12 protein-coding genes and 1 riboswitch are annotated in these 12,091 nt (G+C 56.7%); of the genes, 11 read left to right on the top strand and 1 reads right to left on the bottom strand.

What is annotated here, in order from left to right:
- Window positions 1–98 precede the first annotated feature (98 nt).
- Complete coding sequence (locus NM10_RS07995) at window positions 99–737, top strand: metallophosphoesterase family protein (RefSeq protein ID WP_020311076.1); 639 nt, start codon at window positions 99–101, stop codon at window positions 735–737.
- 179 nt (window positions 738–916) lie between these two features.
- Here NM10_RS07995 and NM10_RS07990 read toward each other — a convergent pair whose 3' ends face one another.
- Window positions 917–2,521 carry a peptide chain release factor 3 gene (locus tag NM10_RS07990; RefSeq protein WP_020311075.1) on the bottom strand — a complete coding sequence of 535 codons (1,605 nt, stop codon included), beginning with the start codon at window positions 2,519–2,521 and terminating at the stop codon, window positions 917–919.
- A gap of 156 nt (window positions 2,522–2,677) precedes the next feature.
- Between NM10_RS07990 and NM10_RS14615 the strand changes: the two genes are divergently transcribed.
- The 10 genes from NM10_RS14615 (at window position 2,678) to NM10_RS07945 (ending at window position 12,014) form a co-directional block, all read left to right on the top strand.
- Complete coding sequence (locus tag NM10_RS14615; RefSeq protein ID WP_020311074.1) at window positions 2,678–2,944, top strand: RrF2 family transcriptional regulator; 267 nt, start codon at window positions 2,678–2,680, stop codon at window positions 2,942–2,944.
- Complete coding sequence (locus tag NM10_RS14610; protein WP_020311073.1) at window positions 2,896–3,141, top strand: hypothetical protein; 246 nt, start codon at window positions 2,896–2,898, stop codon at window positions 3,139–3,141. The genes NM10_RS14615 and NM10_RS14610 overlap by 49 nt, the downstream gene beginning before the upstream one ends.
- A 12-nt stretch (window positions 3,142–3,153) precedes the next feature.
- The gene (locus NM10_RS07980) at window positions 3,154–3,657 is read left to right on the top strand and encodes a hypothetical protein (RefSeq protein ID WP_020311072.1); all 504 of its coding nucleotides are present in this window, start codon (window positions 3,154–3,156) and stop codon (window positions 3,655–3,657) included.
- A gap of 3 nt (window positions 3,658–3,660) precedes the next feature.
- Complete coding sequence (locus NM10_RS07975) at window positions 3,661–5,013, top strand: MATE family efflux transporter (RefSeq protein WP_020311071.1); 1,353 nt, start codon at window positions 3,661–3,663, stop codon at window positions 5,011–5,013.
- A complete protein-coding gene (locus NM10_RS07970) occupies window positions 5,010–5,825 on the top strand; it encodes a Cof-type HAD-IIB family hydrolase (protein ID WP_020311070.1) in 816 nt (271 codons plus the stop codon). Before NM10_RS07975 ends, NM10_RS07970 begins: the two co-directional genes overlap by 4 nt.
- A 393-nt stretch (window positions 5,826–6,218) precedes the next feature.
- Window positions 6,219–7,037: a transketolase gene (locus tag NM10_RS07965; RefSeq protein ID WP_020311069.1), complete on the top strand. Its 819-nt coding sequence runs from the start codon at window positions 6,219–6,221 to the stop codon at window positions 7,035–7,037.
- Window positions 7,037–7,957 (top strand): transketolase family protein, encoded by a 921-nt coding sequence (locus NM10_RS07960; protein WP_020311068.1) that lies wholly within the window; start codon window positions 7,037–7,039, stop codon window positions 7,955–7,957. Before NM10_RS07965 ends, NM10_RS07960 begins: the two co-directional genes overlap by 1 nt.
- Window positions 7,958–8,020: 63 nt before the next feature.
- Entirely contained in the window at window positions 8,021–9,529 is a 1,509-nt protein-coding gene (locus NM10_RS07955; protein WP_036201137.1) for a phosphoglucomutase, read from the top strand.
- Window positions 9,530–9,583: 54 nt separating this feature from the next.
- A riboswitch (ZMP/ZTP riboswitch) is annotated at window positions 9,584–9,661 on the top strand.
- 51 nt (window positions 9,662–9,712) lie between these two features.
- Complete coding sequence (locus NM10_RS07950) at window positions 9,713–11,392, top strand: formate--tetrahydrofolate ligase (RefSeq protein ID WP_020311066.1); 1,680 nt, start codon at window positions 9,713–9,715, stop codon at window positions 11,390–11,392.
- A 1-nt stretch (window position 11,393) separates the two neighbouring features.
- On the top strand, window positions 11,394–12,014 hold the full coding sequence (locus NM10_RS07945) for a cyclodeaminase/cyclohydrolase family protein (RefSeq protein ID WP_020311065.1): 621 nt from the start codon (window positions 11,394–11,396) through the stop codon (window positions 12,012–12,014).
- The last annotated feature ends 77 nt before the right edge of the window (window positions 12,015–12,091 follow it).

The raw sequence follows: 12,091 nt of genomic DNA, 5'->3' as shown, positions 1-12,091 counted from the left end.
GACATTTCCCTTGATTTTTGCAAAAAAAATACAGGCTCTGGCTATACTGAAACTGCACAGCCAGAGCCTGTTTTTTCATGGATGAAGGAGGAAATGCCATGTTTGCGTCGTTATTTGCCAATGCCAAAGCCCCATCTCAGCGGAATTATTCCCGCCTGGTCATCATCAGTGATTTCCATTACCCCTGCAAGAACCTGGTCACGCCGAAAGAACGTCTGCTCCGGATGGCCGCCAAAGAAAGAGTGCTGCAGGAAATGAATAACTGGCGGGACCTGGACTTAGCTGTCGAATTGTCTCATCAGCAGCTGGCCTGGCTGGGCCAGACCCTGGCCGCCCATCGCCAGCAGCCGACGATCATCTTCTGCCACGCGCCGCTGGAACAGACGGCCGTATCGAGCCGGCCCGGCATCAGCCTGCCGTCGCCGCGCAATTCCGTCCAGCCGGCAGGGGATATCCGCACCATCCTGGCCCGCCATCACCAGGCCCGCCTGTGGGTATCGGGCCATACCCATACGATGCCGTCCGATGCGACCTTCATGGACGACGCCAACTATTATGAAGGCCGCGTCCTCAATGTCTACAACAGCGATTGGGATGAAGATACGATTTATACCAACTCCCTCTACCTCTATGAAGACCATATCCTCATCCGGACCTATGACCATACCCGCGGCGAGTGGCTCCCGGCCTTCGACCGTACCGTAACCCTGCCGGAATGGTGCTGCCTCACGGCGTGAGGGGCGTGTATACATGTATAGAGGTATACGCCATCATGTGTAGACCCGTTCTCGGTATAGTTTGTAGCATAGAGTTATAGTTTGCAGAAGATTGCTTTAAATTTAAAACCATTCACTAAAAACTACAAACTGCAAACTTAATATTCGAAAAGGCTTGTCGCACGCGACAAGCCTTTTTTCTACTCTTCTTCTATTTTCAACTGGTCCGGTGTGGTGCAGAATGTGAATTCCGGGTTCCGTTCGACGATCCAGTTGGTCTGCCATTCGTTGGCGATGAGCAGGACGACGCGCTGTTTATGGTCCTTGACGATCATGGCGCTGTCGATGTTCTTCAGTTCTTTGTAGTCGTGGCCGTTGGTCTGGATCCAGCGGGCGACGGTGTAGGGCAGGCGGTTCATTTCCAGGTCGACGCCGTATTCGTGTTTCAGGCGGTATTCCAGGACTTCGAACTGGAGTTGCCCGACGGCACCGACGATGTAGCTTTCCATGGAGCCCAGGTTTTCATAAATCTGGACGGCCCCTTCCTGGGCCAGCTGGGTCATGCCCTTGAGGAACTGTTTGCGCTTCATCGAATCCTTGGCGCGGATGCGGGCGAAGAGTTCCGGCGGGAAGGTCGGGAAGTCCTTGAAGGTGACTTTCTTCTTGCCCGAATAGAGGGTGTCGCCGACGCCCATGGTGCCGTTATCGAAGACGCCGATGATGTCTCCCGGATAGGCATCTTCGACGATGGTCCGTTCCGTTGCCAGAAACTGCTGGGGCTGCATGAGGCGCAGGGTCTTGCCGGACTGGCGGTGCGTGACAGTCATGCCTTTTTCAAACTTGCCCGAGCAGATGCGCATGAAGACGATGCGGTCGTGATGCTGGGGGTTCATGTTGGCCTGGATCTTGAAGACGAACGACGTGAACTGGTCCGATGTCGGTTCGACGACGCCTTCCAGGCATTTGCGCGGCTGCGGCTTCGGAGCCATGCGCAGGAATTCTTCCAGGAAGGGCTTGACGCCGAAGTTGGTCATAGCCGAGCCGAAGAACATCGGCGTCAGTTCGCCGCGCTTGACTTTTTCCATGTCGAATTCGTCGCCCGCTTCATCGAGGAGCTCGATGTCGTCGATGAGGCCCTGGTGGACGTCTTCGTCGAGGAGTTCTTTGAAAATCGGGTCGTCTGCCGAGCCCTTGGTCGATGCCAGTTTGCGCTGGCCGTGGGTCGTGTCTTTTTCAAAGAGTTCGATAGACGACGAAGCCCGGTCGTAGATGCCCTGGTAGTTGCCATTCAGGCCGATAGGCCAGTTCATGGGGTAGGCGTGGATGCCCAGGATGTCTTCGATTTCATCCATGAGGTCGAAGGGGTTGCGGCCGAAGTGGTCGATCTTGTTGACGAAGGTGAAAATGGGGATGCCCCGTTCTTTACAGACGCGGAAGAGCTTCTTCGTCTGGGCTTCGACGCCTTTGGCGACGTCGATGAGCATGACGGCGCTGTCGGCAGCCATGAGGGTCCGGTACGTATCTTCACTGAAGTCCTGATGGCCCGGCGTGTCGAGGATATTGATATGATGGCCTTCGTAGTCGAACTGGAGGACCGAACTGGTGACGGAGATACCACGCTGTTTTTCAATTTCCATCCAGTCCGAAACGGCATGTTTCGCCGTCTTGCGGGCCTTGACGGAACCGGCCAGGTGGATGGCACCTCCGTAGAGCAGTAATTTTTCAGTCAACGTCGTCTTGCCGGCATCAGGGTGGGAGATGATGGCAAAAGTACGGCGATTATTTACTTCATCGATTAATGACATAGTACACCTCATCTGTAGTTAAAGCTAAAACATGCAAACACTATTTATTATATCGGGTTTTTCTGGTAACCGCAAGGCATTTACGACTGGCATTTCTCGTCATTTCACGTTATAATAGACTTAATCTATACAGAATGAGAAGGAGCGTCTTACATCGTGATTATTACCAGAGAAACAGACTATGCGATCCGCATTTTACGATCCCTGGCTGATTTACAGCTGAAAAATATACGGGAAATCAGCGACGAACAGCTCGTCCCCCGGCAGTTCGCCTACAAGATTTCCAAGAAACTCGAACGGGCCGGGTTCATCGAAATCATCCGCGGCGCCCAGGGCGGATGCCGCCTGACACGGGATTTGCACGGCATTACCTCATGGACATCATTAACGTCATGGAACGGGAAAACGAACGGGAAAACATGATCACCAGCTGCCTGGACGGCGATTTCCAGTGCCCGTACCATCACCGCTATGGTTTCTGTGACGTCCACGAAGCCCTGGCCGGGGTACAGGGCAAGCTGGCCGATTATCTATCGACATTGAATCTATATGACATCATGTTTCCCCATGGGGGACCGGCCGTTTTGAAAGGGTCGGATCCGTCGCACAATTTGTTATAAAGGAGCCTATTTATGAAAAAAACGACTCTTATCGCCGTTTGTGTCTTTGCTTTGTGGACGGCCCTGGCCCTGCCGGCTGTCCCGTCTTCCGTACAGGCCGCCAAAGGTGGTGGCGGTGCCCGCGTATCGGCGCCGAAATCGCTGCCGGCCCCGGCGCCTAAGAATGTGACACCGAAAACGGGGACGACGAAAAATGAAGCGCCCAGCCTGGGCAATACGAAACCGAATGGGCAGACGCAGGCCCGCAAGGCTGAAACGGCTCAGGCCAATGCCAGCCGGACGACGTCTTCGTCCCGCCTGGGCAGCGTCATGCGCGGTATCGGCCTCTTTGCTGGCGGCATGTTCCTGGGCAGTATGCTCAGCCATCTCTTCGGCTGGGGTTCCCTGGGCTGGGGTGCCGATATCCTCGGCCTGTTAGTGAATATCTTCATCCTCTACCTGGTCATCAAGGGCGCAGCGGCCCTCTGGCGCTGGCTGCGAGACCGCCGCAGGCTGCGAGACCGCCGCAGAAGGTGACGTATGGACGAATCGTTTATGAAAGAACGGGCGATTTTGCCGCTCATCGCTTCTATGGCCCTGCCGGCCGTCGTGTCGATGATCGTCAATTCGCTCTATAATATCGTCGACAGCCTGTTCGTCGCCATGATCAGTGAACAGGCCATGACGGCTGTGTCCCTGGTCTTTCCCATGCAGAACTTCGTCAATGCCGTCTGCATCGGCTTTGGCGTCGGCCTCAATGCCATTATTTCCATCTGCCTCGGCGCCGGCCAGAAGGGGACGGCCGACGTGGCTGCGACACACGGTGTCTTCCTGGCTGTCATTCATGGTCTGGTCATGACGGCAGGCTGTATCTGGGCCGTGCCGTCTTTTTTGCGGGCCTTTACGCAGGACGCGGGACTCATCGACCTGGGCCTGCGCTATGCCGTCATCGTCTTTGCCTTTTCTACGATCCTCAGCGTCGACCTGGTCTATGAAAAGATGTTCCAGGCCGTCGGCCGCATGCAGGTCACCATGGCCGGCTTGTCCCTGGGCTGCCTGGTCAATATCATCGGCGACCCGATTCTCATCTTTGGCCTGGGACCGATTCCGGCCATGGGGATTGAAGGCGCGGCCTGGGCGACGGGCCTGGGCCAGACGGTGAACCTCCTCTTTTATGCCGTGGTCTGCCATTGGCGGCCGCTGCGGGTCGAAGTTTGCCGCTGCCATCTCCACTGGGACATCGAACTCGATAAACGGCTCTATGGCATCGGCATCCCGGCGGCCCTCAACATGGGCCTGTCGTCGGTCTTCCTCGTCGCCCTGAACCATCTCCTGGCGCCTTTTTCGCCGACGTATATTTTCATCCTCGGCGTCTATTATAAGCTCCAGACCTTTCTTTCTATGCCGACAAATGGTATCATTCAAGGTGTGCGGCCGCTGATCGGCTATAATTACGGAGCTGGGGAACTGGGCCGCGTGCGCCGCATTTATCGGACGACGCTGTTCCTCAACGGCCTGGTCATGGCGGCAGGCCTGGTCATCTGCCTGGCCGTACCGGACGTCCTCATGGGCTGGTTCACGTCCCGTGAGGAAACCATCGCAGCCGGTGCGTCGGCCCTGGGCATCATTGCCTGGGGATTCGTACCGTCGGCCTTGTCTATTACGGCGTCTGGCGCCCTGGAAGGGCTGGGGAAGGGCAATCCGTCCTTTGCCATCACCCTGTTGCGCTACGTCGTCATCAGCCTGCCGGCGGCGTGGCTCCTCTGCCGCGTTTATGGACCGGACGGCGTGTGGCACGCCTTCTGGATCTTTGAATGTCTGGCAGCACTGGCAGCCTGGAAGATTTACGACCACTATGCCCCAGCCGTTACGAAAGAAAAGGAGACGACATGAAGTATAAGATCATTGCTTGTGATATGGATGAAACGCTGCTCAGCAGCGACGCGACGATTTGCCGGCGCAATATCGAAGCCATTACGGCAGCCATTGCCAAAGGCGTGAAATTCGTGCCCTGTACGGGCCGGGGCTTCCGTTCCATCGAAGGCGTTCTGAGGACTCTGGGCCTCTACGACCAGGCGGACCAGTATGTTATCGGCTTCAACGGCGCCAATATTACGGAAAACAAGGGCAGCCGCTCCCTCTTCAGGGACCCGATCCCCTTTGACCTGGCCGACCGGATTTTCCGCCGCTGCTGTACCTATGGTCAATGTATGCATATCTATACGCGTGATGTCGTCTACATCACGAATATTACGCCCGACGAAGAAGCCTTCCTCCACGGCCGCATGGGCTACGTGCCTGTCGAAGCGGAGGACCTCGATTTCATCCGCGGCAAAGAAGAAGTCTGCAAGCTCATCGTGACCAATACGGATTACGACTATTTACAGCAGATACACGCTGAAATCCGCCCCTTGCTGGACGACATTACGGTCAGCTTCTCCAGCAACCGCTATATCGAATTCATGCACAAAGGCGTCAATAAAGGGGCGGGCCTGTGGAAATTGGCGGATATCCTCGGTGTAGCCCATGAAGAAACCATGGCCATTGGCGACAACATCAACGACATCGACATGCTGAAGGCCGCCGGCCTTTCCGTCGGCGTCCATAACCTCAACCCCGTCATCCGCCAATACTGCGACGTCGTCACCGACGCCACCAATAACGAAGGCGCCGTCGCCGAAGCCATCGAGAAGTATGTGTTGTGAGCGTGGCTCGTGGCTCGTAAGAAACTGAACTGCGAAGGCCGCGGCCGCAGGTCGCAGACCGTAAGCCTCTCCTGATAGGAGAGGTGGCCCGCAGGGCCGGAGAGGTTGAACCTCTCAGTCAGCTGTGCTGACAGCTCTCCTATGAAGAGAGCCAATGGGCATTTACATCTAAAGCCATCCACTAACCACTAGCCACTTAAAAGAGACTGTTGCACGAAGCTTTTTGCCATCATGCAGGCCCATTTCTCTTTATAGTTTGTAGTACGGAGTTTGTAGAAGATGGTTTCAAGTTTATGACCATCCACTACAAACTGCAAACTTCAAACTCACAAAAGAGGCTGCCGCCGGGCAACCTCTTTTGTGCTATAATGGAAGGCAAAAGGGGGCTTTCTCATGGATAGCAAAGAATTGAGCCGTCATGCGGCTCACGTGCGGCAGGATATCGTCAAGATGGTCACCCTGGCCCAGTCCGGTCATCCCGGTGGCTCTTTGTCCATCGTCGATATGCTGCAAGTCTTGTATTTCGATGTCATGCGGATCGATCCCAAGCGGCCTCACTGGCCGGACCGGGACCGTTTCGTCCTCTCCAAGGGCCATACCGTACCGGCTCTGTATGCGACGCTGGCCGAACGGGGCTTTTTCCCGGAAGATGAATTGTGGCACCTGCGCCAGTGCGGCGCCATGCTCCAGGGCAATCCCGACATGAATACGACGCCGGGCATCGACATGACGACGGGATCCCTGGGACAGGGCTTGTCTGCTGCCAACGGCATGGCCATGACGGCCAAGCTGGACGGGGCGGACTGGCGGGTCTACGTCATCGCCGGCGACGGCGAAATCGAAGAAGGCCAGATCTGGGAAGCGGCTATGTCGGCAGCTCAGTATAAACTGGACAACCTGACCCTGTTCATCGACCATAACGGACTGCAGATCGACGGGTCCAATGAAGACGTCATGGACGTCATGCCCATTGCCGACAAATTCCGGGCCTTCCGCTGGAACGTCCTGGAAATCGACGGCCACGATTACGACGCCATCGGCGCTGCACTGCACCAGGCGCAGGCCGCAAAAGGGAAGCCGACGGTCATCATCGCCCAGACCGTCAAGGGCAAAGGCGTATCGTTCATGGAAAATGCCGTGTCCTGGCATGGCAAGGCGCCGACGAAAGAAGAATGTGAACGGGCATTACGTGAATTAGGGGGCGAAGGCTGATGGCAAGGGCAACGCGCGATGCCTACGGGCATCTCTTAGAAACGGAATTGTATAAAAATCCGAGGATTGTCGTCCTCGACGCCGACCTGGGTTCGTCGACGCGGTCGATTGCTTTTAAAAAGGTAGCACCGGAACGCTATTTCGATATGGGCATTTCGGAACAGGATATGATGGGCACGGCGGCGGGCTTCGCCGCTTGCGGCAAGATTCCCCTGGCCAGCACTTTTGCCGTCTTCGGCACGGGTCGGGCCTTTGAACAGATTCGCAACTCCATCTGCCTGCCAAAGCTCAACGTCAAGATCTGTGCGACCCACGCCGGCCTCAGTGTCGGCGAAGACGGGGCGACCCATCAGTCCGTTGAAGACATGGCCATCATGCGCAGTCTGCCGAATATGACCGTCGTCTGTCCGGCTGACGGCGCCGAAACGGAAGCTGTCATCCGGGCGGCTGTCGCTCATGACGGGCCGGTCTACGTGCGCATGGGCTGGGCCAAAGTCGACGACGTCTATCAATCTGGCTGTCCCTTCCAGTGGGGGAAGGGGACAGTCCTGCGCGACGGCTGTGATGCTGCCGTCATCGCTACGGGCCTCATGGTCCAGGAAGCCCTGAAAGCAGCCGATATCCTGGCCAATCGGGGCTGTCAGGTCATGGTCATCGACATGGCCGCCATCAAACCGCTCGACGAAGACCTGGTCGTCGCTGCAGCCAGGAAGACGGGCTTCGTCGTCACTGCCGAAGAACACAGCGTCATCGGCGGCCTGGGCGGCGCCGTGGCAGAAACCTTGTCGCGCCGCTGTCCGACGCGCCAGGCTTACGTCGGCATCCAGGATTGTTTCGGTGAATCCGGCAAGGCCGGAGACCTCTTGAAAGAGTACGGCCTGACGGCAGAAGCCATTGTCGACGCTTGCCTTTTGGCCTGATTTTCAGTATGATAAGAGGCAGCGGACGCTGTCCGCTAAATCGAAGAAAGGAAACATCCCTACATGATAACTACAGAAGCGATGATGAAATTACAGAATGGCAGTGACGTCCGCGGCGTCGCCATCGCCGGCGTTCCCGGTGAAGACGTCACCTTGGTCCCGGAAGCGGTCAACCGCATTGCCGCTGGATTTGCCAAGTTTTTAGCCAAGAAGCTGAATAAACAGACGAGTGACCTGCGCATTGCCGTCGGACACGATTCCCGCGTGTCGGCGGGCATGATGAAAGAAGCCGTATTCGGCGGCCTCCTCGGTCAGGGCGTCCACGTCACGGACTGCGGCCTGGCTTCGACGCCGGCCATGTTCATGTCCATTATTTTTGAAGATACCCACATGGATGGCTCCATCATGATTACGGCCAGCCATTTGCCCTATAACCGCAATGGCCTGAAATTCTTTACCGTCGACGGCGGCCTGGAAAAGAGCGAAGTCAAAGAAGTCCTGACCCTGGCTTCGGGCCTGTCGGCCATGGCCGTATCATCGGCAGCCATTGCCTCGCTGGATCTGATCGACCTCTACGCCCTGCACCTGCGCCGTAAGATCTGTGCCGGCCTCTGTTCCGGCATGTACGACCGTCCTCTGGAAGGGATGCACATCGTCATCGACGCCGGCAACGGCAGCGGCGGTTTCTTTGCCACTAAGGTCCTGGCGGAACTCGGCGCCGATACGACGGGCAGCCAGTTCCTCGAACCGGATGGCATGTTCCCCAACCATATCCCCAACCCGGAAAATGCCGATGCCATGGCCTCTATCCGCAAGGCCGTCCTCGACAACAAAGCCGACTTGGGCCTCATTTTCGACACCGACGTGGACCGCATGAGCGCCGTCCTGCCCGATGGGGAAGAAATCAACCGCAACGCCCTCATCGCCATGATGGCCGCCATCTTGGCGCCTGATTATCCCGGCAGCACTATCGTCACCGACTCGGTCACATCCGACGAATTGACGACGTTCCTCCAAGATGAACTCCATCTGGTCCATCACCGCTATATGCGGGGCTATAAGAATGTCATCGACGAATGTATCCGCCTCAACAAGGCCGGCACCGTTTCGCCGCTGGCCATCGAAACATCCGGGCACGGCGCGCTGAGTGAAAACTACTACCTCGACGACGGCGCGTACCTGGCCGTCAAACTGCTCATCGCTGCGACGAAAGCCAAGAAGGAAGGCAAACAGCTCGGCGACCTCATTGCCAAATTGGGCCATCCTGCGGAAGGCGTCGAATTCCGCCTGAAAATCACCGGCACAGACGACGTCCAGGCCTACGGCGCTGACGTACTTAAACAGTTTGAAGAACGGGCCGCTCAAGCGGGCATCGCCATCGCCAAGCCGTCCTATGAAGGCGTGCGTCTCGTATTCCCTAACGGCTGGGCCCTGCTGCGCATGTCCCTCCACGACCCGAACATGCCGCTGAACATCGAAAGCAGGGAAAAAGGCGGCTGTCAGCAGATCGCCAATCAGGTGAAAGGCCTGCTCACGGGCTTTGAACACCTCGATACCAGCGTGATCCAGTAAGATGTCCTGAAAAAGAACCCTTGACCAGAGGGTTCTTTTTTTTGTATAATGAAGCCATAATCATGTGACTGACGGAAGTGGAGTTACCACGGGGAGCATGATTTCTTGAAGCCGACCGTCTGGGCAACCTTCCAGCGGAGCGGCTTTTTTTATGCAAAGAAAAGAACAGGAGTGACAACTACTATGGCAAAGGTATTGAGCGATATCGAAATTGCACAGCAGACGAAATTGGAACCGATTACGGCCATTGCAAAACAAGTCGGCCTCACCGATGATGACTTGGAACTCTACGGAAAATATAAAGCAAAGATTTCTTTTGACGCCATCAAGCGCCTGTCGAAGAATGAAGACGGGAAACTGGTCCTGGTCACGGCCATCACGCCGACACCGGCTGGCGAAGGTAAGACCTTGACCACTATCGGCCTGGCCCAGGCACTGAACTACATGGGCCATAAGGCTGTCGTCGCCCTGCGCGAACCGTCCCTGGGGCCGGTCTTCGGCATCAAAGGCGGTGCTGCTGGCGGCGGCTATTCCCAGGTCCTGCCCATGGAAGACATCAACCTGCACTTCACCGGTGACATGCACGCCATTACGGCAGCCAATAACCTCTTGGCCGCAGCCATCGACAACCACGTCCACCAGGGCAACGCCCTGCGCATCGATGTGCGCCGCATCATCTGGAAACGCGTCATGGATATGAACGACCGGGCTTTGCGCAACGTCGTCGTCGGCATGGGCGGCAAAGTCTGCGGTTTCCCGCGGGAAGACCATTTCATGATCACTGTCGCTTCGGAAATCATGGCAGCCCTCTGCCTGGCCAGCGACCTCATGGACCTCAAGAAGCGCATGGGCGACATCACCGTGGCCTATGACCTGGACGGCAATCTGGTCAAAGCCCGTCAGCTCGGCGTCGAAGGCGCCATGGCCATCCTCATGAAAGATGCCATCAAGCCGAATTTGGTCCAGACCATCGAACATACGCCGGCCTTGGTCCACGGCGGTCCCTTCGCTAACATCGCCCACGGCTGCAACTCTGTCGTCGCAACCAAACTGGCTATGAAGATGGGCGATATCGCCGTTACGGAAGCTGGTTTCGGTGCCGACCTGGGTGCTGAAAAATTCATGGACATCAAATGCCGTTTCGCCGGCATCAAACCCGATGCTGTCGTCATCGTCGCGACCGTCCGTGCCCTGAAGATGCACGGCGGCGTCGACAAGAAGAACTTGCAGGAAGAAAATGTCGAAGCCTTGAAGAAGGGCTTTGCCAACCTGGCCAAACACATCGAAAATATGCGCCTCTTCGACGTCCCCGTCGTCGTAGGCATCAATAAATTCATCAGCGATACAGATGAAGAAATCGCTACGCTGCGGAAACTCTGCGAAGATTACGGCGTCGAAGTCGCCCTCAACAACTGCTGGGCCGAAGGCGGCAAAGGCGGCGTCGAAATGGGCGAAAAAGTCCTGAAACTGCTGCAGCAGCCGAAGACCCCGTACAAACCGCTCTACGACGTCAACGCTTCGATTCCTGAAAAACTGGAAACTATCGTCAAGAAAGTCTACGGCGGCGACGGCGTCCTCTTTGAAGGCAACGCTCAGAAACAGATCAAGGAACTGGAAGCCTTTGGCCTCGATAAAATGCCGATTTGCGTGGCCAAGACGCAGTATTCCCTGTCCGATAACCCGGCGCTCCTGGGGGCACCGAAGGGCTTCAAAGTCACGGTCAAAGACGTCCGCGTCTGCACCGGTGCGGGCTTCATCGTCTGCCAGACGAGCAATATCATGACCATGCCGGGCCTGCCGAAAGTACCGGCTGCCAACCGCATGGACATCGACGAAAATGGCATCATTACGGGATTGTTCTAAGATGGATTTTGCACAATTCCAATCCATGCCCCTCGACGGGCTCCTGGAAGTCACGGCTTCCAAGGAACCCGTTCCCGGCGGCGGCGGCATCGCCGCTATGACCGCTGCTTCGGCAGCAGCGCTCGTAGAGATGGTCGCCAACCTGACCATCGGCAAGAAGGGCTACGATGAAATCGAGAAACTCATGGTATCCATCCGCGATAAGGCTCACGGCCTTCGCCAGCGTTACCTCGACGGCATCGCTGAAGACGCGGCGGCCTTCGATGGCGTCATCCGCGCCGTCCGCCTGCCCAAGGATACGCCGGACCGGGCGGCCAAGGTCCAGCAGGCCTTCAAGGATGCGGCCCTGTCGCCCTTTGAACTGGGCAAGGACATCTTCGTCCTCCTCCAGCTGGCGGAACAAGTCGTCCGCTACGGCAACGCCTGGGTCATCACGGACGGCGTCATTGCCACCATGAACGCCAGGGCAGCCATGCGCTCGGCTTTTTACAGCGTCCGCATCAACCTGAAATCCATCAAGGATGAAACCTTCGTGACGAAGATGATCAACGAAATCCGCGAAATCGAAGAAAAAGCGGCCATCGTCGAACAAAACGTAGAATATGAATACCGGAAGCGGTGAAAAAAAGGCGCTGTCGCATGAAGACAGCGCCTTTTTTAGCACTCAGCAGTCAGCGGCTCTAACCCCTGACCCCCTGA

The organism is Megasphaera sp. NM10 (assembly GCF_000417505.1).
Lineage (GTDB): Bacteria > Bacillota > Negativicutes > Veillonellales > Megasphaeraceae > Megasphaera > Megasphaera intestinihominis.
This window is presented reverse-complemented; position numbering and strand designations above follow the sequence as displayed.